The 23,336-nt window shown below is 43.9% G+C and carries 19 protein-coding genes; 3 read left to right on the top strand and 16 right to left on the bottom strand.

The genetic code is table 11. From position 1 onward, the window contains the following. The first annotated feature begins 136 nt into the window (after positions 1-136). Both F899_RS03140 and ptsP read left to right on the top strand, forming a co-directional pair. Positions 137-619, top strand: a complete 483-nt coding sequence (locus tag F899_RS03140) for an RNA pyrophosphohydrolase (RefSeq protein ID WP_004813339.1) — start codon at positions 137-139, stop codon at positions 617-619. Between the two features lie 87 nt (positions 620-706). Then, on the top strand, positions 707-3,004 hold the full coding sequence (gene ptsP / locus F899_RS03135; protein ID WP_004813340.1) for a phosphoenolpyruvate--protein phosphotransferase: 2,298 nt from the start codon (positions 707-709) through the stop codon (positions 3,002-3,004). On the opposite strand, the gene F899_RS03130 is transcribed toward ptsP, so the two are convergent. From F899_RS03130 to hcaE, 11 genes are all read right to left on the bottom strand, one after another. Then, the gene (locus F899_RS03130) at positions 3,001-3,192 is read right to left on the bottom strand and encodes a DUF7230 family protein (protein WP_004813347.1); all 192 of its coding nucleotides are present in this window, start codon (positions 3,190-3,192) and stop codon (positions 3,001-3,003) included. The genes ptsP and F899_RS03130 overlap by 4 nt on opposite strands. Positions 3,193-3,338: 146 nt before the next feature. Next, positions 3,339-5,000: an acyl-CoA dehydrogenase family protein gene (locus tag F899_RS03125; RefSeq protein WP_005220828.1), complete on the bottom strand. Its 1,662-nt coding sequence runs from the start codon at positions 4,998-5,000 to the stop codon at positions 3,339-3,341. A gap of 195 nt (positions 5,001-5,195) precedes the next feature. Beyond that, entirely contained in the window at positions 5,196-7,394 is a 2,199-nt protein-coding gene (gene katG / locus F899_RS03120; protein ID WP_004813351.1) for a catalase/peroxidase HPI, read from the bottom strand. A 503-nt stretch (positions 7,395-7,897) separates the two neighbouring features. After that, on the bottom strand, positions 7,898-8,836 hold the full coding sequence (locus F899_RS03115) for a cation diffusion facilitator family transporter (protein WP_004813353.1): 939 nt from the start codon (positions 8,834-8,836) through the stop codon (positions 7,898-7,900). A 523-nt stretch (positions 8,837-9,359) separates the two neighbouring features. Then, positions 9,360-10,271, bottom strand: a complete 912-nt coding sequence (locus tag F899_RS03105) for a DMT family transporter (RefSeq protein ID WP_004813355.1) — start codon at positions 10,269-10,271, stop codon at positions 9,360-9,362. A 297-nt stretch (positions 10,272-10,568) separates the two neighbouring features. Further along, positions 10,569-11,798 carry a 3-phenylpropionate/cinnamic acid dioxygenase ferredoxin--NAD(+) reductase subunit gene (hcaD, locus tag F899_RS03100; protein ID WP_004813360.1) on the bottom strand — a complete coding sequence of 410 codons (1,230 nt, stop codon included), beginning with the start codon at positions 11,796-11,798 and terminating at the stop codon, positions 10,569-10,571. A gap of 4 nt (positions 11,799-11,802) precedes the next feature. Beyond that, on the bottom strand, positions 11,803-12,768 hold the full coding sequence (locus F899_RS03095) for a 3-carboxyethylcatechol 2,3-dioxygenase (protein ID WP_004813361.1): 966 nt from the start codon (positions 12,766-12,768) through the stop codon (positions 11,803-11,805). 67 nt (positions 12,769-12,835) lie between these two features. Continuing rightward, complete coding sequence (gene hcaB / locus F899_RS03090) at positions 12,836-13,651, bottom strand: 3-phenylpropionate-dihydrodiol/cinnamic acid-dihydrodiol dehydrogenase (protein WP_005220824.1); 816 nt, start codon at positions 13,649-13,651, stop codon at positions 12,836-12,838. Between the two features lie 2 nt (positions 13,652-13,653). Beyond that, positions 13,654-13,980 (bottom strand): 3-phenylpropionate/cinnamic acid dioxygenase ferredoxin subunit, encoded by a 327-nt coding sequence (gene hcaC, locus F899_RS03085; RefSeq protein ID WP_004781817.1) that lies wholly within the window; start codon positions 13,978-13,980, stop codon positions 13,654-13,656. Then, complete coding sequence (hcaF, locus tag F899_RS03080) at positions 13,980-14,498, bottom strand: 3-phenylpropionate/cinnamic acid dioxygenase subunit beta (protein ID WP_004781816.1); 519 nt, start codon at positions 14,496-14,498, stop codon at positions 13,980-13,982. Before hcaF ends, hcaC begins: the two co-directional genes overlap by 1 nt. Continuing rightward, positions 14,495-15,862 (bottom strand): 3-phenylpropionate/cinnamic acid dioxygenase subunit alpha, encoded by a 1,368-nt coding sequence (gene hcaE / locus F899_RS03075; RefSeq protein WP_004781815.1) that lies wholly within the window; start codon positions 15,860-15,862, stop codon positions 14,495-14,497. Before hcaE ends, hcaF begins: the two co-directional genes overlap by 4 nt. A 279-nt stretch (positions 15,863-16,141) precedes the next feature. Here hcaE and hcaR point away from each other — a divergent pair, with 279 nt between their 5' ends. Next, entirely contained in the window at positions 16,142-17,044 is a 903-nt protein-coding gene (gene hcaR / locus F899_RS03070; protein WP_004813369.1) for a DNA-binding transcriptional regulator HcaR, read from the top strand. Positions 17,045-17,438: 394 nt separating this feature from the next. Here the strand turns inward: hcaR and F899_RS03065 are convergent, their stop codons facing one another. From F899_RS03065 to F899_RS03045, 5 genes are all read right to left on the bottom strand, one after another. Then, on the bottom strand, positions 17,439-18,299 hold the full coding sequence (locus F899_RS03065; protein WP_004813371.1) for an alpha/beta fold hydrolase: 861 nt from the start codon (positions 18,297-18,299) through the stop codon (positions 17,439-17,441). Between the two features lie 278 nt (positions 18,300-18,577). Next, positions 18,578-19,867, bottom strand: coding sequence for an OprD family outer membrane porin (locus F899_RS03060; protein ID WP_004813373.1), 1,290 nt, complete (start codon positions 19,865-19,867; stop codon positions 18,578-18,580). Between the two features lie 491 nt (positions 19,868-20,358). Next, complete coding sequence (dmpG, locus tag F899_RS03055) at positions 20,359-21,378, bottom strand: 4-hydroxy-2-oxovalerate aldolase (protein ID WP_004813375.1); 1,020 nt, start codon at positions 21,376-21,378, stop codon at positions 20,359-20,361. An 11-nt stretch (positions 21,379-21,389) separates the two neighbouring features. Continuing rightward, positions 21,390-22,283 (bottom strand): acetaldehyde dehydrogenase (acetylating), encoded by an 894-nt coding sequence (locus F899_RS03050; protein ID WP_005220822.1) that lies wholly within the window; start codon positions 22,281-22,283, stop codon positions 21,390-21,392. A 21-nt stretch (positions 22,284-22,304) separates the two neighbouring features. After that, positions 22,305-23,102, bottom strand: a complete 798-nt coding sequence (locus F899_RS03045) for a 2-keto-4-pentenoate hydratase (RefSeq protein WP_005220820.1) — start codon at positions 23,100-23,102, stop codon at positions 22,305-22,307. Positions 23,103-23,336: the final 234 nt, after the last annotated feature.

Genomic DNA, 23,336 nt, shown 5'->3' with positions numbered 1-23,336 from the left:
CTATCTCCGCTAGTCGATAGAAATTCGTTAAGATCATAGCAATTTTAACATTTTTAAACTTTGCTTTTTTCGTGCTGGATACAGAAATAAAAATCCCCGAGGGCAAAGGCATAAATTACACAATATTAGGTGCCAAATGATCGACTCTGAAGGTTTCCGACCGAATGTCGGGATCATTTTGGCAAACGATGCTGGACAAGTTTTATGGGCGAAGCGCATTGGACACAATGCATGGCAATTTCCACAAGGAGGTATCCAATATGGAGAAACCCCTGAGCAGGCACTCTATCGTGAGCTGAGAGAAGAAGTCGGCTTACTGCCCGAACATGTCCAAATTATAGCGCAAACCAAAGGCTGGCTGCGTTATCGTTTGCCACACCGGTACATTCGTACGGATTCAGATCCGGTGTGTATCGGCCAGAAACAAAAGTGGTTTTTACTCAAATTGACGGCGTCAGTACAGAACATTCAACTTGATCTGTCTGACCCGCCCGAATTTGATCAATGGCAGTGGGTCAGTTACTGGTACCCGCTCGGTCAGGTCGTGAATTTTAAACGTGACGTATACCGCAAGGCCATGGTAGAACTGTGTCAGCAACTTCCCAAGGAAAAACCTTAAGAATTGCATAAATATGCAGATTTTTTAGGCAGTTATTGTTATAAATAAAGAAGATACCGGACCCTAAATTACGAAGGAGCAGCGCGAATGTCGAATATGCAACTGGAGACCCTGAGACGTATTGTTCAAGAGATCAATGCGTCAGCCAGTTTGCACGAATCGCTCGACATTATGGTTAATCAGGTAGCCCAGGCGATGCAGGTCGACGTCTGCTCCATTTATCTGCTGGATGAGCGCAACCAGCGCTATCTACTGATGGCATCTAAGGGCCTAAAACCTGAAGCGGTGGGCCATGTGTCGCTGCAAACTGGTGAAGGTCTGGTGGGGCTGGTCGGACAGCGCGAGGAAATCGTCAACCTTGACAATGCCCCGAAACATGAGCGTTTCTTGTATTTACCTGAAACGGGGGAAGAAATTTATAATTCTTTCCTTGGCGTTCCGGTCATGTACCGCCGTAAGGTAATGGGCGTCCTTGTGGTTCAGAATAAAGAACCTCAGGATTTCTCAGAAGCTGCTGAATCCTTCTTAGTGACGCTCTGTGCTCAGCTCTCTGGTGTAATTGCCCATGCCCATGCAGTGGGTAATATTGATGTATTCCGCAAACCTAGCAATCTGCCTGCTTATAAAACCTTCCAGGGCGTATCAGGCTCAGGTGGTATTGCTCTAGGTCGTGCCGTGATCCTCTATCCACCAGCAGATCTGGGGGCAGTTCCGGATCGTGAAGCGGATGACATTAGCGAAGAACTTGCCCTGCTCGACAACGCGCTAAATTCTGTACGTGAAGAAATCCAGTCTCTCGATGACAAGATGCAGGATGCTCTCATGGCTGAGGAACGTGCACTGTTCAGTGTCTTCCTGCGTATGCTGGACGAAAATGCCCTGCCGGCTGAAATCAAGGAACTAATCCGTGAGGGCCACTGGGCGCAAGGAGCGGTACGAATTGTCATTGAAAACCATGTGGCGCAGTTTGCCCAGATGGAAGATGACTATTTACGTGAACGTGTTGCTGACCTGAAAGATTTAGGCCGCCGGATTCTGGCTAAATTACAGGAAGCTGATGAAAGCCATCGTGAACTGACCGATGAAAGCATCCTGATTGGCGAGGAAATTTCGACCGCAGCGCTGGTAGAACTACCTGTTGATAAAATTGCAGCGATTGTCACCACTGAAGGTGCAATGAATTCACATATGGTGATTGTCGCGCGTGCACTCGGGATTCCGACCGTAGTGGGTGTGACCGAATTGCCCATCAATACCCTTGATGATGTCGAGATGATTGTCGATGCGCATCAGGGTCGGGTATTTATCAATCCGCCACGTCGTCTGCGTACCCGTTATAAAGAAATTCAGAAGGAAGAAGAACAGCTCGCCAAAGATCTGCGTCAGTATGAAACCAAGGATGCGATTACCCCAGATGGTGTGGCTGTACGCCTGTTTGTGAATACGGGCTTGATGATTGATGTAGTGCGTGGTGTACAGCGCGGTGCCAAAGGCGTCGGTTTATACCGTTCTGAAATTCCCTTTATGCTGCGCGACCGCTTCCCGGGTGAAGAAGAACAGCGTGCCATTTACCGCCAGCAACTTACTCATTTCGCCAACAAACCGGTGGTGATGCGTACCCTCGATATTGGGGCAGATAAAGACCTGCCATACTTCTCGATTGAAGAAGAAAATTCGGCATTGGGCTGGCGCGGGATTCGTTTTACCCTCGATCATCCAGAAATTTTCTCTTCGCAAATTCGTGCGATGTTAAAAGCCAGTATTGGACTGAATAATCTACATATCCTGCTACCAATGATCACCAGTGTCAGCGAAGTAGAAGAAGCACTATATTTGCTGGAACGTGACTGGGTTGCAGTCCAGGAAGAAGAACAGGTCAAGATCACCAAGCCTAAAATTGGTATCATGCTAGAAGTGCCGAGTGTCCTGTATCAGATTGATGAATTTTCTGAATTTGTCGACTTCTTCTCGGTCGGCTCTAATGACTTGACCCAATATTTACTGGCAGTGGATCGCAATAACCCGCGTGTCGCCAACGTTTATTCGCATTTGCACCCTGCCGTTTTACGTGCCCTGACCCGTTTGGTACAGGATTGTCATCGTAATGAAAAACCGATCAGTATATGCGGGGAAATGGCAGGTGATCCGATTTCGGCTGTGCTGCTGATGGCCATGGGCTTTAATACCCTGTCAATGAGTTCAAGTAATATTCTGCGGGTGCGTAAGACGATTTGTCATGTCCCCATGCCGGATGCTCAGGACTTATTGGAACATGTGCTAAAACTGGATAATCCGCTGGTCGTAAAAAGCTGGATGGAACATTATTTCCGCACGCATGGTCTGGGAGATATGGTGAAAGGCGCGACCCGAATCGTGGGAGCTTAGGCTGAACAAAACTGCCATAAACAAAAAGGGAGATAGTCATTTGAGTATCTCCCTTTTTTGTGCTTGCTATAGCCACGTTTTGCATCTTTTTTGCGGTCTGTAAACACTTGGCTTTTGTTGACCTCATGCATATGTTTGGCCACAAAGTTATGTGTTACTGCTTCTGGCAGCTGCTTTTTCTTTGTCATCTTTTCACCTGTTTTTTGACATAGCATCTGAATTGACACTGTACATATATTGCGCTCTATTCAGCATATTTCAAGTGGTTTTCAATATTTTTAGGATTTGAGAATAACCTTTAACAAGAAGCTATTCTCTCCTCCTTTTTAATATTTTATGAAGATGAGTCTTGAGCTAAAGCCCGTTCCAAAATCCTCTCTACATCTACTTGTTTGGCACTCATCATACCTACTACTCGCCCATGAAACTCACTGTATCGGGTCTGAATAAATGCATTAAAAATAAATTCAGGTGCATGACGTTTTAACAATACAGCTTGAGCTAAAAGAGTCAAGCGGCTGACCAGACTACGCCCTATAAATTGCAGTTCATCTGCAGGCTGCTGAAACAGTTTAAACAGCGTTTGAAGTTCCTGTTTCAGTCTTTCATCCTGCATTGCAGTAGCAGCCAGATCCTGAAACAGTATTTCAATCGATTCCGGTTCACGACCAATGGCACGCAGCACATCCAGACACATGACATTGCCTGAGCCTTCCCAAATGGTATTCACTGGCGCTTCTTTGAAAATTCGTGCCATGATGCCATTATCGACATAGCCATTGCCACCAAAGACTTCCATGGTTTCACCGGTCAGTTCTACGGCACGTTTGCAGATCCAGAACTTGGAAGCCGGGGTCATAATTCGCTTCCAGGCCAGTGACAAGGCATCATCATTTTCATAACAGGAAGCCAGATAGAAACTCAACTGCATCGCTGCTTCTGTTTCCAGTGCCAGATCAACCAGCACCGCCTGCATTAAGGGCTGTGCTGCCAGATGCTTGCCAAAAGCCTTACGCTGTCGGGTATAGGCCAGACATTGCACCAGCGCCTGACGTAACATCGCAGTACTGCCAACCGAGCAGGTCAGACGGGTGTAGTTCGCCATTTCAATAATGGTGGGGATACCCCGTCCTGCTTCACCGATCATGATGCCCCAAGCTTCCTGAAACTCGACTTCCGAGCTGGAATTGCTACGATTCCCAACTTTGTCTTTGAGTCGCTGTACATGAATATTATTCTTGGTTCCATCCTCACGCCAACGTGGAACGAAGAAACAGGCCAGACCATCCTGTTCAGTTTTCGCCACGACCAGATGGGCATCACACATCGGTGCTGAAAAAAACCATTTATGGCCGGTCAGCATATAAGCCTGCCCTCGACCTGATTCACCGATAGGCACGGCAAAGGTTTCATTCGCCCGAACGTCGGAACCACCCTGCTTTTCGGTCATCCCCATACCCAGCCAGATTGATTTTTTTTGGGTAATCGGCAGATCACGTTCATCGTATTCAGTAGATAATAATTTATCGCCGATTTTGGCCCAAAGTTCCGGTTCACGCTGAATTAAGGGAATACTGCCAAGGGTCATCGAAGTCGGGCACAGACTGCCACCTTCTACCTGTCCACTCAGGTAGAACCGTGCTGCCCAGTCGACCCATTTAGATTTTGATTCAGCCTGATTAAAAGGATGTGCATGACTATCAAATTGACGATTAATGCGCATCCATTGATGCCATGCAGGATGAAATTCAATATAATCACGACGGCGACCCCGGGCATCAAAAGCATGCAGAATAGGCGTATGCCGGTTTGCCAGATCGGCATATTGATAATATTCTGATGAACCGACCACCTGCCCCATTTCATTTAAAATTGTCTGATCCTGACTACCATAGCTTTGCAAAATTTCCTGCAAAGTGGTATCAGTTGCAAACAGGTTATAGTCCTGTTTTTCATCAAACTGATTGCTGATCTGATGGGTTGTCCATGTGTTCATCTTATCTTCCTTAATCTTAATTTTTGTTGTGTGGTTTTCAGTCCAGTATAGAGAAAAAGTGGCGAATACCTATTAAGTTTTCAGTAAGACCATCTATTTTTCATGACTGGTCGTTCTATGAGCTGATTGACCAATAAAAATTCAGGCAATAAAAAACCGGCCCTACGACCGGTTTCCTATTTCAAGATCGAAAAATTATCGTTTCACATCAAAACGGTCTGCATTCATGACTTTGACCCATGCCTTGACAAAGTCACGCACGAATTTTTCTTTATTGTCATCCTGAGCATATACTTCTGCATAAGCACGAAGAATCGAATTCGAACCAAAGACCAGGTCTACACGTGTTGCAGTCCATTTCTTCACACCTGTCGCACGTTCAACAATGTCATACTGGTTACGGCCAGTTGCTTTCCATTGATAGTTCATATCCGTCAGGTTCACAAAGAAGTCATTGCTTAAGACACCAACATTGTTGGTGAGGACACCTTCTGGCGCACCACCATAGTTGGTTCCGAGTACACGCATACCCCCAACCAGCGCAGTCATCTCAGGTGCAGTCAGCCCTAACAGTTGTGCACGATCGACTAGCAGCTCTTCAGCCTGAACCACATATTCATCTTTTAGCCAGTTACGGAAACCATCGTATTTCGGTAACAGGTCTTCAAATGAATAGGCATCTGTCTGTTCCTGAGATGCATCGCCACGGCCCGGTGTAAATGGCACCTTGATATTTACACCTGCTGCTTTGGCTGCCTGTTCAATTGCTGCGCTACCGCCCAATACAATCAGATCGGCAATACTGACTTTCTTCTCAAGACCTGCCTGAATCTCTTCAAGTTTGTTCAATACTTTATTCAAACGTTCCGGTTCATTCCCTTCCCATTGACGTTGTGGCTCTAGACGGATACGTGCTCCATTGGCACCACCACGATAGTCCGAACCACGGTAAGTACGTGCGCTATCCCAAGCCGTATTGATCAGTTCGGTTGGGGTTAAACCACTGATCAGTAATTTTGCTTTGAGTTCTTCAATTTCAGCCTCAGACAAGGTGTAGTCCACTTTTGGAATTGGGTCCTGCCAGATCAGATCTTCAGCCGGTACGTCTGGGCCAAGATAACGGGATTTTGGCCCCATATCACGGTGGGTCAGTTTAAACCATGCGCGTGCAAACACTTCAGAGAAGTAGGCCGGATCACGATAGAAACGCTCTGAAATTTTACGGTATTCCGGATCAATTTTCAGTGCCATGTCAGCGTCAGTCATCATCGGATTACGGCGTACACTGGTATCATGCGCATCAAATGGTTTGTCTTCTTCCTTGATGTTAATCGGCTCCCACTGTTTCCCGCCTGCCGGGCTGACAGTTTTTTCCCAATCATAGTTGAGCAACAGATAGAAGAATTCATTGTCCCATTTGGTTGGGTTGGTGGTCCAGGCACCTTCCAGACCACTGACCATGGTATTCGCCGCGTTACCAGTCCCTTCCGGGTTATGCCAGCCCAAGCCCTGAAATTCGATATCTGCGCTTTCAACATCTGGTCCAAGCAAATCTGCTTTACCATTACCGTGTGACTTACCTACGGTATGACCACCTGCGGTCAAGGCAACTGTTTCTTCGTCATTCATGCCCATACGGTCGAAAGTGACCCGCATATCCTGCGCCGTACGTAAAGGATCCTGTACACCATCCACTCCTTCAGGATTGACATAGATCAGGCCCATTTGCACCGCAGCAAGAGGATTTTCTAGCGTTGAACGATCTTGGTTATTTTCATAACGGCTTTCGGTCGGTGCCAACCATTGGCGTTCATCACCCCAGTACACATCTTTTTCAGGATGCCAGATATCTTCACGACCACCAGCAAAACCGAAAGTTTTCAAACCTGCAACTTCATAGGCCACTGTCCCTGCGAGGATAATCAGGTCACCCCAAGAGAGCTTGTTACCGTATTTTTTCTTGATCGGCCATAACAGACGACGGCCTTTATCGGTATTGACATTATCGGGCCAGCTGTTCAACGGTGCAAAACGCTGGTTCCCCGTATTGGCACCACCACGTCCATCCTGCTTACGGTAAGAACCTGCCAAGTGCCAGGCAGTACGAACAAACATACCAATATAGCTGCCATAATCTGCTGGCCACCATGCCTGGCTGGTCGTGATCAGTTCACGCAGATCTTGTTTTACTGCTTCAAGGTCAAGGGAATTAAATGCTGCTTTATAATCAAAGTCGGGATCAAAAGGATTGGTTTTTCTATCGTGTTGAGAAAGAATGTCGAGGTTAAGCGCATTTGGCCACCAGTCCGTATTGTGTGAGCTGGCATTGCTTGCCGCTGTACCTTCGTGTTTTTGATGAAATGGGCAGCCTGATGCTTGCAAATCTTGTGTCATTTTGTAGCTCCAAAACTTTATAAAGTCTGTTTGATCTGAACTGTTTAAACATCTTATTTACTTCAACATACCCCTTTTATGTGACAAGCTAAAACAATTTTTATGAATACAAACCATCGTTTTCTTCTATCTAAAAGCTTGTAAATCTATTGTTTATTTATTTTTTGCAATTTTCTAGGGGAAATTGCAGAGAACTGGTGAGTTGATGAAAATTAAACTATCTTCAACATTGCTTCTGTTATTCGACTAAAGTTATAGAACATAGATGTAAGAAAGGCGCTCCAGCGACAACATGAGTCTATCAATCATTACAAAGATTGATTTGAATCCTGAGATTTTTTAGTTCAAGACGCACTTTTGCGTCTGCTTACTGTTGTCTTTAGGGATGTTATTGGCAAAAGCAAACGCCGCTGCGCCTATTTAAATCAGTGATCTGAATATGCAGTTTAAAAGGCTGCTATTTGAAGATATTTTCTATCCATATCAATTAAAAAAATAGCTTCTTATACACGTCCCTGGGTACGTTCCAGCCAGACGGCCTGAGTTTGTGGTTTCACAAACAGGGTAATAATTTCCGGATGGATCTGTTTGATCTGCGCTTCAATCCGGTTGACGCAGGCTTCAATTTCATCCGAATTCAGATTATCCATAAACTCCAGGCTTAAAGAAGCAATCACCTGATGTGCACCGATCTGTTCGGTCAGTACCCCGTTGGCACTAAACACTGCGATATCCTCCTGCGCAATCAGCAGCACATTTTCCCGCAGTTTCGGATCGGCAGTTTCACCAAGTAACAGCCCTTTTGTTTCACGCGCCAACAGCCAGGCCGATACAGCCAGTACCAAACCAATCAGAATTGAGGCCGCTCCATCTAGCTCAGGGATATTTAGCTGATGTGCGAGAAAAATACCTACCAGCGCAATAAAAAGTCCGATCAATGCAGCCGTATCTTCAAATAACACAGTAAAAGTCGTTGGGTCTTTACTGCGTCTAAAAGCTTCAAAATATCCCATTTTGCCTTTGTGTTTGCGAAAGGCTTTTAAAGCCACGAACCAAGAAGTTCCTTCACATAAAATCGCAATACCGAGCACAATATAGTTAATCATCGGGTCCCGCATTTCTTCAGGGTGGATAATGTGCTGGATACCCTGATAGATTGATACAATGGCGCCCAAAGCAAAGACCATTAAGGCGACAATAAAGGCCCAGAAATATAGCTCACGACCATAGCCAAAGGGATGCAATGCATCGGGGCGTTTTTGAGATTTTTTCATACCGTGCAGCAGCAGAATTTCATTCAGGGTATCCACTACCGAATGAATAGCTTCACTCAACATGGCAGAACTATTGGTAATATAGGCCGCGACAAATTTAACCAGTGCGATTGCCAGATTGCCAAGCAGCGCAGCATACACCACAATTTTATTAGATTCAGACGACATGCAAATTTGTCCTGGTTTTTATTGTCAAACAGATGGATCTATTTGATTTTTCATTTTATCTAATTGCATCTTAATAAACTGCCGGCATAAATTGTTTATCATTTTGTTGTTCTCATTTTTTCCAAGAATCTTTATCCTTACAATGTTTATCATCTGTACTGATCAGCACACTTTTTGACTGGAAGTGTGAGCATAATCAGTATGTTTTCGCCTCATTTGCTGAATGACGTATAGGTCCTGAGGATCTGTCATTAGATTATTGACTATGAGGATGTGCAGCAGGTGCAACTGTTCCATGTGGAACATCAGCAGCAAATTTTGGGTTTGATGCACATTACTGAACAATGCGGGAAATACTGTTTATTGTATCTGATGCGACTATCTTTGACTTAAAGCCTGGATTTGAGCTCATCTGCCGTTCTGAAAGGGATAGAAAAGACATCCCTACCCGGTTCTGCATCAAAAACCAGAAAGGAAGCCCTGGCTTCCTTTCTAAATATTTTTTTAATTTGAATAATACAGTTTAGGATTTAGAAAAATACTGCTCGCGCCATTCCTTCCAGAAATACATCACAATTCCAAACATCACGATTACAATGCCAATAAAGGCATTTGAGCTAATGTGTTCATTATTTAAAGTTGCTCCCAAGACCAACGCAATCACAGGTGTCATCACATTGCTTAAAGACACTGTCGACGCTGCCAAACGACGAATGAGCCAGAAGTAGCACAGCATTGCCACAATGGACGACAAAATCATAGTAAAGACAAACCCAATGATGGCATTGGTACTTGGTATTTGAGTCGGAAAATGTTGCCAAATAAAGGGAATCAATGCCAAGGAACCTAGCGCTGAAACAATCAGAGAACCCGTGGCTTGTGACATTGGTTTCAGTGGTGCATTAATTTGTTTGACCCAAAAAATGGAGCTGATATAAGAGATCATACTAATCACCATCAGTACCACGCCCCAAGGATTCACATTGCTTTCAGCAGAGTCGGCAAATACAAACGTTAAGCCACTCACCGCAACCGCCATACCGAGCCATTGCAACCACACCAATTTATGAGTCTTTAAAATCACATGACCGATTAAACCCGCAATCAGCGGTGACAAGCCAAAAATTAATGCCATCAAACCTGAAGTTAAGTAATTGGCAGCAAGATAAATAAACAGCTGTGCGCCAATCAAGTTCAAGCTACCTGCCAAATAACTTTTCATGGACACTGCGTCAAATGGCAGCGGATCACGCATGATTTTAAGTAGGGCTAAGGCAATCAGGGACGCACCAAAATAACGGATGATCAGCACCCACATGGGATGCACTTCCGCCACACTCCAGACAATCGCAAGTGGCGTCGCTGCCCAAATGAGTACCAGCAGAGCATAAATACTTGCGGTGACGATCATGGGAGATGATGAATTTGAACTCATAAACTGCTCAATAAAAATGTATTAGATAGAATCGAACCAAATTTATGTTCAAATCTGCATTCAACAATACGGGGAGCGGCAGGGATGCCGCTGGATCGTTTGGGGTATAGGGATATACCCTCAAACGATCAAAAGATTTTTGTTACTTTTAATCTTTTAAAAGTAAAAATCACCTATACGCAAACTTTACTCAAATATAATGACAACTAAGGTCGTGACAACAAAGTAAAGTGCATAAAAAAGCAGACCTAGGTTGCCCAAGGTCTGCCCTTTTGTAAACTCATAAATAACGCAAAGTTATTTCACAAGCTTACGAAGATCTTGGCCTAGATCCAAATATTTATCTGCTTCAAATGCAGCTTGCTTGCTAATCAACTTTTTAAGATGACGCATTTCTTTTGCCGCATTTACAGTAATACCGCCAACGATCACGCCATCAGTCACACCAAACATCACGAATGTTGATTCAGCGCGAAGCTCTGGATTGATTTCACCACGAACTTGCCATTCAGCAGCCGCCATGTCACCTACGAACTGATAATTGATGTCCAACTGATCTGTCCAGAACCATGCCGGGTTAGGTGTCGGATGCTCAACGCCCATCACATGACGTGCAAAGATCCCTGCTTGCAGGTTGGCATTTTCCCAAGTTTCGACACGACGGTGGTTACCGCAATTACGAAGTTGAGTTGCCACATCACCTGCTGCATAGATGTCTGCATTTGAAGTCTGGCAGTTTTCATTTACTTTAATCGCGAAATCAACATCCAGGCCAGCTTCAACTGCCAACTGTGCATTTGGCACGATACCAATACCATAAACTACAGCATCAGCGCGAAGTTCTTCACCACCCTCAAGGGTAATCACCACTTCTTCACCATCCAGTTTGCAATCTGCAATTTTGGTTTCCAGACGAACGTCGATCCCTGCCAAACGTTGTTGTTCAAGCAGGAATTCGCTCAGGATACGAGGTGAACAGCGGCCCATCACCATAGGACCCATTTCGATCACAGTTACCTGACACTCTTTGAAACGTGCTGAAGAAGCCAGTTCCAGACCGATCACGCCACCACCAATCAGGACAATACGACGGCCTGATTGCAATACTGGAACCAGTGCTTGTGAATCTTCTAGGTTACGTAGCGTATAAACATGTTTACCCAGCGCATCGAAGTTCGGCAGACGACGAGCTGCGCCGCCTGTAGCAAGCAACAGTTTGTCATAAGCAACAACGTCACCATTTTGAAGTTCAACCGTTTTCGCTTCAGCGTTGATTTTTTTCACGCCATTGCCACGAATGGTTTCTACACCAAGTTCCGCCAGTTTTTCTTCTGACAGGATTTCAATCTTGGTCTCTTCAGGTTTTAGAATCACGTCTTTAGACAGTGGTGGACGCTCATAAGGAAGATGCGTTTCATCACCGATCAGAATGATTTTACTTTCGTATTTGTTGCCACGAAGTTCTAAAATCGCGCTTGCACCTGCCTGGCCAGCACCTACAATTACGATGGTTTCGATGTTGCTCATGTCTTTAACCTTTTAACTCTGCAGATACGATGCCGAAGCCCGCAATCCATTCACTGATTTCTTCATAACAGTGCGTTGTCATTTCGTACTCGCCCATTTCGCTTAAAGCAGCAAATGCCGCCATCCACGAACGGACTTCCTGACCACCACGGCCACCATCACGGCGGATTTCAGCTTCAGTCATGGCTTCTAGTGCAGCGAAGTCGGCATTCTTGAATTTTTCAAGCAATGCGATATCCCATTCAGCATTCAGAGGAACTGCAACAGAGGTATCGCCCGCTGCCAGTTTCTGGCCCACTGCAATGATTTTTGACTGACGCGCGTTACGTGCTTCAGGTGTCGGGTTACGACCAGCAATCAGGAACTCTTCCACTTCTGGTGGCACAGAACCCATTTGCGGAGTCGGTGGATCATGTGACAGGCCACCTGTACCCAGAACTAGTACACGCTCATTTTCAAGGTTCAGAGATTTGATGAACTGACCTACAGCACGGCCTAAAGCGATGGTACGCTTCGTGGTTGGCATTGGTGCTGCAGCGCCATTAATGAAAATTGGAATCGTTGGATAACGATCAAGTTTGCCTTCGCACAGGAAGTGCAATGGCTGAGTCACGCCATGGTCGGCTTGCATGCGGTAAGAATACGCAACGTCCACACCTTCATCGAGTACACGACGGACCAAGCCCAGTGCTTTGTCTTCAGGTACATCAATGTGTGCATTGTCTTTACCATAGTCCCAGTCCCCTGCAGCAGTCGCGCGAATGCCCACACAGAAGCTTGGCATCAGGTCATAGAAGAAACCATTGAAATGGTCAGGACCAAAGGTAATGATCAGGGTTGGGTCGTAAGCTTTTACTTCAGCAGACAGTTTTTCAAACGCTTCACGAACAGCCTGTTCTTTGCGTTTTTCCTGCGGTGAAGCAAATTCCATTAAAGGACTGTGCGATGCACAAATAAGTTTAACGGCCATGAGAGACTCCTTAAAAGGAAGGCAGCCTTAGAACAGGCTGCCGAAAAGTCCATTTCAGACTAGATTTTTATTCGTCAAAGAAACCGGCACGTGGTTGACGTAAACCACGAATCCCCAGACCACATTCTGCATTGATCAGAACACCAGTCAGTGGACGGTTATTTTGACGAGATGCCAAGAGCACATATGAACCCGTCATATCTTCCGGCTCAGGTAAGAAATTCAGTGGCATACCACGTGCGATTTTCTCAGGATCACGTGCATCAAGCAGACCAAGATTTTCCTGACCTAAAGATGCAGCACCTTTGATGTTCACATTCATACCTGATGGCGCAACGGCGTTCACTCGTACTTTAGGCGCAAGCTCGTAGGCCAGTTCTTTCATAATACCCACACCGGCATGCTTAGATGCAGTATACACAGGGCCTCCGCCAGCGGAGTACAGTGCCGAATTAGACAAAGTAAATATGATAGAACCTTCAGAAGCGATCAATGCATCCAGTGCAGCCTTCGCACCGAGGATCAGAGATTTGGTATTAATTCCCATAATCTCATCAAAGGCTTTTTCTAGCTGCTCACCAGATGTATTGACGATATCTGCGTAATGATCCCAGATACCGGCATTACCTACGAAACAGTCGAGTTTACCGTAACGCTCTACAGTCGCATTTACAGCACGGACATTGTCTTCATAGCTGGCCACATCACCGGCAATCGCAAGCACGCGGTCACCGAAATGTTCTTTCAGCGCATCGACTTTAGACTGTGAACGTTGAAGAACAGCTACTTGTGCGCCCTCTTCCAGGAAACGTTCTACCAGTGCCCAACCGAGACCTGAACCACCACCCGTGATCAGTGCAACTTCGCCTTGTAGCCAACCCATGATTACTCTCCTGCCATCTCTACGTATAACGCACCATCTTCAAGTACAACTGGGAATGTTTGAATTGGGTCAGTTGCTGGTAAGCAAAGTGCCTGACCTGTTTTCAAACAGAAACGAGCTGCATGAAGTGGACATTCCACTGTACCGTCGTCTTCAAGGTAGCCTTCAGACATAGAAGCATTACCGTGTGAACAGCGGTCGTTCATTGCGAAGAATTCGCCACCGTTGTTGAATACTGCAAGCGCTTCGATACCGTTTACGCCGCAATCCACTTTTAACGCTTCGCCTTCGTCTAATTCGTCAACTTGGCAAACAAAAATCTTATTCATTAGAAGAACACACTCAGGTTATGTGAGTTATAGGTAACTTGGTCAAGCGTGATCTTACGGTTGAAGATCTGGAAGCCCAGGCCGCCTTCAACTTTGCGGATCTTGTCATGACGTTTACCACAGTAAATCGTAACGTCTTTCTCTTTCTGGGTACGGTACAGTAGGTATGTCACGTACACATCGTATTCGCCTTCAACTTCAGTTGGCTCAACAATCACGTTGCTCACCATGTGAGTGGTACGTGATGGAGGCTCTTCAGCCCAAGCCATACCAGTTTCCAGACGTGCAACACGACGTTCCAGAAGATCTTTCGTATCGTTGAATACCCAGGTAGTAGGTGGTTCAACTGAACGACGACGGTCACGCGTTTGAGCGTTTGGTGTAGTACGTAGCGTGTAAGAAATATCTTCAGCTAGCGTGTCTAACCACTCGCGGAATTTCCAGTCATCAAGAAGCTTGGCTTCTTGATACAGGAACTGACTAATTTGGTGATGAAGTTCTAAACTGATTTGACTCATTTCATAAGCTCCTTCTCATATTCGTCAGCCGCAGCTTCAACGTCTTCCCATTTTTCATGAATCAATAAATCTGCCCAACGGCGGTACATACCACGTGCTGCAGTTTCAGAGAAAATATAGTTAGTGATACCCGGGATACCATCTTCACGTACTTTCTCGTTACCTTTACCCATTTCCATAATGAGTTTGTTTTGACGCGCTTTGTAACCACGTAAAACTTTTTGGATTTCGATCCAGTTTTCAGAGTCATCTTGCTCCAGGAAGCCTGCAGGACCGAAGGCACGAGTTGCAGAACGTTCAAATGCTGCTTGTACATCTTCTGGTGCGTCCGCATCACAGATACAGAATGCCCAAACTTCAGTTTTGTTTGGACCACGTGGGTGCCATACACGAAGAGTCGCAGTACCGTTCAACCAAGACAATGTAGGGAACATGGTGTTGTGACCCGCTAAACGAAGCGCACGAGTTTCACCTAGGCGTTCTTTCACTTCTTCGTAAGTTTCACGGAAGTAGTTCGCTACTTCACCGTCAACCCATACGTTTGCATCTGGTTTCTCTGTGAAGAAGAAGCCTGAACCGTGACCACGTGAACCGTATTGGATCGCGTCTTTCGCAGTTTCCCAAACTGGACGAGCAGTTTGTGCAGCACCTAATTTCTTAGAAGATTCGTCGTCTGGTTTTGCACCAAGTACCTGAATTGCAGATGCGTGAGAGAACAACGCGTGGTATTGGTCAGATGCGAACTGTTCGGCTGCAAATTTCCAGTTACACTCGATTTCCCATTTGTGTACACCACCCACGATCACAGTACCGCCTTCACGACGATCGACAACACCGTCCAGGTACCAAGCGATATCGCCCATGTATTCTTCTAGATCTGGCGTAGTTTCATCCCAGCATCCGAAGATCAGGCCTTTGTATGATTTAACGCGGTTAACTTCTACCAGACCCCATTGCTCTTTACATGCACCATGTGGGTAAGCACGATCTTCAAGCGGAATGTCTTTTAGAGAACCGTCAATACCGTATGACCAGCCGTGGTACGGGCAAGTGAATGCACGTGTATTACCACAGTCAGCAAAGCTCACACGCATAGAACGGTGACGGCACTGGTTTAAGAATGCTTTGATTGAGCCGTCTTTTTGACGTGCCACGATGATTGGATCTTCACCCATATAGGTATTGAAGAAGTCACCGGCCTTAGGAATCTGGCTTTCATGGCAAAGGAACAACCATGTACGACCGAAGACACGTTCAAGTTCTAATTCGTAAATGTCAGGATCTGTATAGATAGATGGCGTGATACGTCCATTTTGTGCATCGACTAAAGCGTCGATTTCGCGCACATCAATTTTTCCACTCATGAAAAGCTCTCCTGTGACCAGATATGGCACAAAGTAATAGACTCAACTTTTCAACGATGATGGATTTTTGAGTGAATTTGCGGAAATATTTTTTTTGTTTTGATTAATAGATTTCACCAATTAATCACTTGGCGATATTCTCCATTAAAACACTTTTTTTACGACACATTCATTTACTTTGTGAATGGTAAAATAAGCTTCACCATATAGTTGCTTATGCACTATACTGCCTGAAAATTATAGTAATACATTTTTTGGATTACTCGGCGGGCTAGTTTTATGGAATTACGACATCTTCGTTACTTTATTACCGTTGCTGAAGAACTGAACTTTAGCAAGGCGGCACTCAAACTTTATACGGCACAGCCTTCTTTGAGTCAGCAAATCAAAGACCTGGAAGAAGATGTCGGCGTAAAGCTACTCAACCGTACTAAGCGTAAAGTCGAACTCACTGAGGAAGGTGCTGTATTCCTTGAACAGGCACGCCTGACGCTGGCTCAAGCAGATAAAGCGATTGCCATGGCACGCCAGGTATCACAAGCCAAGCAGCAGATGCTGCGCATTGGTTTCGTTCCTGTAGCAGAGATGAAAATCTTCCCTTATGTGCTGCCAAATCTGCGCGTTCAAAATCCAGACCTGAAAATTGAACTGCTCAGCCTGAATAACACTGAACAGATGAAACTGCTCAAAAAAGGTGAGCTAGATCTGACCTTTACCCGTCATAACTTCAACAGTGACGAGATTGAAAGCCAGTTTGTCATTCGTGAACCGTTAATCTTTATTCTTCCGAAAGATCATCCACTTGCGAAATATGACCGTATTCCGGTGAAAGCCCTCAATGGCATTGATTTTATTATTCCTTCAGCAGAACAGTCATTGACGCTGCACAATGCTATCCTGGACTTCGCTAAAGCCAATGGTATTGAATTTAATATTGTGCAGAAAGCAGACAATATTCTGTTTAACATCAACTCGATCGGGATTGGTTTAGGTTGTACTATTCTGCCAGGCTATATCGCGCCACTGACCATGAACAATACGGTGATTCGTCCCTTAGACGTTGAACTGCCTTATCTGGATCTGTATGTCAGCTACCGTAAAGATGGCAATTCGGTTGCAGTGAAGAAATTCCTTGAATTACTGACACGTGTATTCTATCTCGATATTAATCGCGATCAGTAAAAATAAGCCTTTAGCTTAATCCCGACGCGCTTACTGACAAGCTCAGAGGCGCGTTTTTTATTCCCCCAATTCAAATGTGTATTTTTTAATCAAACAGAAACATCTGTATTTAACGTTTTAATCTATATTTCAGCCAACTGCTGTATTAAAAAAATCTATCAAAATTTCCAAATTGATTATTTAATACTCAAACCACCCCCTGCTTTTACAACTTAAGTCTAATGCGATTTTAAGGGTAAGAAAAAAGGATTTAGACGCCAAAGATATTGTGCAAATTATGTTTAAATCTAAATCAGTGGTTAATGAGAATCACCCTCATTGAATGCATTTAATTTTATCTTTTTAAGTATAAAAAAAGGATGGCTTCAGCCATCCTTTTTCACCGAGCTACGACTTATTTTACGCCGTGAACAGCCAGGTAGTTTTTAATGACAGTATTGAACTCATCTGCTTTTTCAACTTGAGACCAGTGGCCACATTGGCTGAAAATATGTGCATCAGCATTTGGCACGATGTTCAGGATGTCCCAAGTACGAGAAACTGGAATCACCACGTCTTGAGTACCGTGAATCAAAAGTACAGGAACAGTGATGTCTTTCATCTTTTCGAAGTCTAACGGGAATTCGAAACGGTCACGGTCACGTGCCCCTACAACATCCATCAAACGGTTTGATGCATAGTCATTTGCAGCAGAAGCAAAACGTACTTTCACCAATTCATCAGTAATCAGGTCTTTGTTCACAACGAACATAGAAAGTGTCTTTTTGATACCTTCTTCGGTCAATACTGGATTTGCATGTGCTTTCAGTGCAGCAGTCTGTTTTGCACCGCCGGTACCCATAGATACAATACCTAAAACACGCTCTGGATAATCCAGTGCCAATTGGAATGCCAACCAGCCACCTAAAGAGTTACCTACCAACCAGGTTTTTTCAATGCCAAGAGCATCTAGAGTACGGATCGCGTGATCAACCCAGGCACGGATACCATAAGCAGTGTTAGGTGCAACAACAGTTTGACCATAACCAATCGTGTCAATTGCGATACAACGTGCTTGCTCACCAATTGCAGGCAGGTTCAACCACCAGTTTGCAGCAGCAGATACGCCAGTACCAGAACCATGAAGGAATAGAATTGGTGTACCTTCACCAATTTCGTGGTAGTGAGTCAACTCACCTTCTGCAGTTTCAATCCATTTGTCTTCTAAGCCAAAGAATGGATCTGTTTTATAATCAGGGATTTGAACAGTGCTCATGTTGATTCCTCGTACAGTCTTTAGCTTGCGTGTCCATCTATTCAGAGGTCGACGGCAAGTTGACTCTTTAAAAAATGAATTTTTACAGCTTTATATTAACCGCTTAGCACAGCTCAACTGATACAAAATTACGATTGCATACTATAAAAAATATATAATTTAAGATATTGTTTTATATAATTATTTTAAAAATAATTCCTTATGAATACTCAGGCTTTAAATTTCAAATGACATAAAAAAGAGCGGTATTAGTATACCGCTCTTTTAAATTCTCAATTTTAGAATTTATAGGTATAAGTTGTTGCAATACGATGTTCCTGCAAATCAAAGCCACCTGCAATATTGTCATAGTTGGTATCGATGAACATGTATTGGAGACCTAAGCCTTTTAATTTACCTTCAGGAACAACATAATTAACAATTACATTGTTTTCATCTTCCTTACCACGCTCATTGCCAGCACCATTATCTACGTCCCATCCTTCAAAATGACGTAAAGTTGCAGTTAAACCTTTCACACCCAGCTCTGAGAAGTCATAGGTATAACCGAGACTCCATGATTTTTCGTCTTTACGAATAAAACTTGCTACAGACCAGTTGTCTAAATATGGTTGTGGAACCCATCCGCCCAGAGTCGGGAACATAGTGGCTCTCGTACCATGATCACCAAACATTTGTTGATAGCCCAAATGAACTGTATGAGCACCCTGATTTACTTTTAGGCCTGCAGAAACCGCCTGGCTATCGATATTGCCATAAAGTTTGTCACCAGATTCACTGTTATCAAAGTAGCGAACGTGTCCATCGAGCTTAGTCTTTTCACCGATAGTTATTTTATAGTCTGTAGCTACATAATGCTGTTTATAGATATTGGTCACATCGGCATACCAATAGCTACCAGTAAATTTAGGTGTGAATTGATGGTCGATTCCTAAGATATACATACCGTCATCAGTGGATAGACCTGCAGCTTCAGCTTTAGCAAAATCATTTTGCGGGAACAGCGTTAAATTTTGATATTGATTATCATAACGCGCATTAATACCATCAATATAAGCCAAGGTCAGTTTAGTGTCTTTGATATCTTTAGATTCTAACCATGCGCCACTATAGGTCGTTAGCAATTGACGAGATGGATCAAAGAACACCACTGGTGACATGGGTTGTAAGTCACCTACTTTCAATTCAGTTTGACCAACTTTTGCTTTTAAGGTTATGCCCAACTTGGCATTATCACGTTCAGTCTTCTGATCTTTGTTGCTATATGGCATGTGAATATCATTCACATTATCAGGAGATTTCAAACCTACGGCATATTGTCCTAATAGATCGGCACCTACCTGAACCCCACCACCGATATCGTGATAACCAGACTTAGCATCTAGTGTTACCGCTTGCGTCCAGTTACCATAGTTTTTTTGAGATTCATTATCATAATTACGTTCTAAATAAAAATTCTTAAATTTTAATTGAACGTTACTGTCGTCAATAAAATCAGCTTGAGCAGCTGTTGTTCCTAAAGTCGCTGTTGCAGCAATGATTGCTATCCATAAATTATGACGACGCATTTTCTTTGTCCTTAACCAACATAAGAAGTAATGGCTGCATCATGCTGAACAACGTATTTATTTAAAATCCGACCACAGTATTAACTTTTTGATCCCAATTATTTTTCTGGATTTATTTGAATATATTTATCATTTCTTTAATATTTTTAAAATCTTAGATATTTTTTATTATTTTACTAAACAATGAAAATAACTCTTTGTTCTATATTTCAAATTCAAGATTAAAAAATATATAAACTCTTTAAAATCTATTTTTTAATCGTTTTTACGTTTAAGGCTTTTTATAATACCCAAAAACTATAAGTTGTATTTATAAAAAATATGATAGATATTTAATTCAGGGGATTTATTTCGCAGTTCAAATATTTATGTACGACAGCATACATAAGTTATTTCTAAATTTATTTTTAATTGTGTTGCTTAAATATTTTTAAATTTAAAAATAAAAAAGCGCCCTTTCGGACGCTTTTTTAAAACTTGCGTTTTAACAATTAAGCTTGAAGCTCACGTGCTTTCGCCATTGTTAATGCCAAATCTTCGATCATGTCTTCCTGACCACCAACCGTACCACGGCGACCAAGTTCCATCAGGATTTCACGCGCAGAAACGCCATATTTCGCTTCAGCACGTTTCGCGAACAACAGGAATGAAGAGTAAACACCCGCATAACCTAAAGTTGCCGCATCACGGTCTGCACGAATTGGGTTGTGCATCATTGGAATCACAAGGTCTTCAGCAACGTCTTGTACTTTGAACAAGTCAACGCCAGTGTCCATACCCATACGGTTTGCTACAGCAATAAACAGCTCAAGTGGTGTGTTACCCGCACCAGCACCAAGACCAGCAGACGCTAAGTCAACACGTACCGCACCTGCTTGAACAGCAGCAACAGTGTTTGATACACCCATACCTAAGTTATGGTGACCGTGGAAACCAAGTTCGATGCTTGGATCCAAGTGTTGACGTAAGTGACCTACGCGATCGATTACATCTTGAGGAAGCATATAACCTGCAGAGTCAGTCACATAAATACAGTTTGCACCGTAAGACACCATCTTGTTTGCTTCTTCAAGCAATTTTTCAGGTGAAGCCATGTGAGCTAACATCAAGAAGCCCACTGTATCCATTTCTAATTTACGTGCAGCGGTAATGTGCTGTTCCGAACAATCCGCTTCAGTACAATGCGTCGCCACACGAATGGTAGATACACCAATTTCATGTGCCATTTTCAAATGGTCAACCGTACCGATACCAGGAAGAAGTAATGCAGATACTTTTGCGTTCTTCATACGTGGTACAACAGCAGACAGATATTCTTCATCCGTTGCAGCAGCAAAACCGTAGTTCACTGATGAACCACCCAATCCGTCACCGTGCGTTACTTCAATTAAAGGTACGCCGGCATCATCAAGTGCGGTTGAAATGGCAATCATTTGCTCAACAGTGGTTTGATGGCGCTGTGGGTGCATACCATCACGTAAAGTCATATCATGAACAATAATCTTAGACATGTGGTTGCTCCTTAAGCTTCTTTAGTGAAAACGTGTTCAGCAAACATTTCTGCAGTACGCGCAGCTGCTGCTGTCATGATGTCTAAGTTACCTGCATATTTCGGCAAGAAGTCACCAAGACCTTCTACTTCTAAGAAGATTGAAACACGGTTACCGTCAAAAATAGGACCGTTTACAAGTTTGTAACCTGGTACATATTTTTGAACTTCTTTAATCATCGCGTGTACTGATTCAGTGATCGCCGCTTGATCTGGTTCACCTTCAACTAAGCAGTGAACAGTGTCACGCATCATCAGTGGTGGCTCAGCCGGGTTAATGATGATGATCGCTTTACCTTGTTTCGCACCACCAACTTTCTCAATTGCGCCTGCAGTTGTACGCGTAAATTCATCAATGTTTTTACGTGTACCAGGACCAACAGATTTAGTCGATACAGTTGCAATGATTTCACCGTATTCAACAGGTTGAACGCGAGATACTGCAGCAACCATTGGAATTGTTGCCTGACCACCACAAGTTACCATGTTTACGTTTGGCACTTCGCCAGCTGCAAGCAATGCTTCAAGGTTCACTGGTGGTACGCAGAATGGACCAATCGCTGCAGGCGTTAAGTCAATCATGAGCACGCCAAGTTCATTTAACTTGCGGCTGTTTTCAGCGTGAACGTAGGCAGATGTTGCGTCGAATGCAATTTTGATGTCATCTTCAATTACATGAGGAAGAAGACCATCTACACCTTCAGCAGTAGTTTTTAAACCCATTTTCGCTGCACGCGCAAGACCTTCAGAAGTTGGGTCAATACCCACCATCCATACTGGTTCTAACCATTCGCTGCGTTGTAACTTGTAAAGCAAATCCGTACCAATATTACCTGGACCGATCATTGCACATTTAATCTTTTTCATGAATGTACTCTCAATATTCGATTATTCAGCAGCAAAAGCAGCTGTTACTGAACCAAAGCCTTCAATCTCAACGACAAATTCGTCGCCTGCATTTGCGACAACCATTGGACCAAGCGCACCCGTTAAAATGATGTCACCTGCAAGCAATGGGCGGCCACGACGTACCATTTCGTCAGCCAACCAAACTGCGGCATTCAACGGGTTTGCAAGACATGCTTTACCTATGCCTTGAGACACCACTTCACCTGCGCGAGTCATGGTCATTTTGCAATTTACAAGGTCAAGGTTGTCGAGTTTCACAGGACGTGAACCCAATACAAAAGCCGCTGAAGATGCGTTGTCTGCAACAGTGTCGATTAAACTGATTTTCCAGTTTTCGATACGGCTATCAACCACTTCGACTGCAGGAAGTGCATAGTCAGTTGCACTGATAATGTCTGCGTAAGTATGTTTTTCTTTGGTTAAATCTTCTTTGATCACCAATGCGATTTCCGCTTCAACTTTAGGTTGAATCAAAACACCTGCAGGAATCGCTTCACCATCGCCATAGGCCATGTCGGCAAACAACATACCGAAGTCAGGCTGATCCACACCTAGTTGTGCTTGAACCACTTTAGAGGTCAGACCAATTTTACGACCGACCAAACGGCGGCCTTCAGACAATGCACGTGCTGTATTCACTTCCTGAACGGCATAGGCGATATCCACGTCAGCACTCTCGCCACCCAGCTGTGGGCGAATCGGTGTGATCGCAGTTTTTGATAATTCAGCGCTACGGAGTGCTTGAGCAACTGATTCAACGACAGCAGAATTCGACATCAATGTTTCCTTAAACTGCAAAAATGAGGTTTATACTGGAATCCAGAACCGAGCCAGACCAAGAGCAAAAAACGTTCTGCAATTTGGAAAAGTGGCGGATTCTGAAAAGAGCATAAAAATAAACAGTCTAAGAATCGGAAAATTAATGAATGAATGCCAATAGTTATTTTATTTTTCGCTATAGCTAATAGCTATAAATATTTCTTATGTTAATTCATATAAAACAATAATTTG

It is taken from the genome of Acinetobacter sp. CIP 101934, from assembly GCF_000369585.1.
In the GTDB taxonomy this organism is placed as follows: Bacteria; Pseudomonadota; Gammaproteobacteria; order Pseudomonadales; family Moraxellaceae; genus Acinetobacter; species Acinetobacter schindleri.
Note: the sequence above shows the minus strand (reverse complement) of the source record. Positions and strands in the feature narration are given on the sequence as shown.

Excerpts from the sequence above, each read along its gene's own strand:
- F899_RS03140 (WP_004813339.1), top strand. The coding sequence starts at position 137 with ATGATCGACTCTGAAGGTTTCCGACCGAATGTCGGGATCATTTTGGCA.
- ptsP (WP_004813340.1), top strand. The coding sequence starts at position 707 with ATGTCGAATATGCAACTGGAGACCCTGAGACGTATTGTTCAAGAGATC.
- F899_RS03130 (WP_004813347.1), bottom strand. The coding sequence starts at position 3,192 with ATGACAAAGAAAAAGCAGCTGCCAGAAGCAGTAACACATAACTTTGTG.
- F899_RS03125 (WP_005220828.1), bottom strand. The coding sequence starts at position 5,000 with ATGAACACATGGACAACCCATCAGATCAGCAATCAGTTTGATGAAAAA.
- katG (WP_004813351.1), bottom strand. The coding sequence starts at position 7,394 with ATGACACAAGATTTGCAAGCATCAGGCTGCCCATTTCATCAAAAACAC.
- F899_RS03115 (WP_004813353.1), bottom strand. The coding sequence starts at position 8,836 with ATGTCGTCTGAATCTAATAAAATTGTGGTGTATGCTGCGCTGCTTGGC.
- F899_RS03105 (WP_004813355.1), bottom strand. The coding sequence starts at position 10,271 with ATGAGTTCAAATTCATCATCTCCCATGATCGTCACCGCAAGTATTTAT.
- hcaD (WP_004813360.1), bottom strand. The coding sequence starts at position 11,798 with ATGAGCAACATCGAAACCATCGTAATTGTAGGTGCTGGCCAGGCAGGT.
- F899_RS03095 (WP_004813361.1), bottom strand. The coding sequence starts at position 12,768 with ATGGCCGTTAAACTTATTTGTGCATCGCACAGTCCTTTAATGGAATTT.
- hcaB (WP_005220824.1), bottom strand. The coding sequence starts at position 13,651 with ATGGGTTGGCTACAAGGCGAAGTTGCACTGATCACGGGTGGTGGTTCA.
- hcaC (WP_004781817.1), bottom strand. The coding sequence starts at position 13,980 with ATGAATAAGATTTTTGTTTGCCAAGTTGACGAATTAGACGAAGGCGAA.
- hcaF (WP_004781816.1), bottom strand. The coding sequence starts at position 14,498 with ATGAGTCAAATCAGTTTAGAACTTCATCACCAAATTAGTCAGTTCCTG.
- hcaE (WP_004781815.1), bottom strand. The coding sequence starts at position 15,862 with ATGAGTGGAAAAATTGATGTGCGCGAAATCGACGCTTTAGTCGATGCA.
- hcaR (WP_004813369.1), top strand. The coding sequence starts at position 16,142 with ATGGAATTACGACATCTTCGTTACTTTATTACCGTTGCTGAAGAACTG.
- F899_RS03065 (WP_004813371.1), bottom strand. The coding sequence starts at position 18,299 with ATGAGCACTGTTCAAATCCCTGATTATAAAACAGATCCATTCTTTGGC.
- F899_RS03060 (WP_004813373.1), bottom strand. The coding sequence starts at position 19,867 with ATGCGTCGTCATAATTTATGGATAGCAATCATTGCTGCAACAGCGACT.
- dmpG (WP_004813375.1), bottom strand. The coding sequence starts at position 21,378 with ATGTCTAAGATTATTGTTCATGATATGACTTTACGTGATGGTATGCAC.
- F899_RS03050 (WP_005220822.1), bottom strand. The coding sequence starts at position 22,283 with ATGAAAAAGATTAAATGTGCAATGATCGGTCCAGGTAATATTGGTACG.
- F899_RS03045 (WP_005220820.1), bottom strand. The coding sequence starts at position 23,102 with ATGTCGAATTCTGCTGTCGTTGAATCAGTTGCTCAAGCACTCCGTAGC.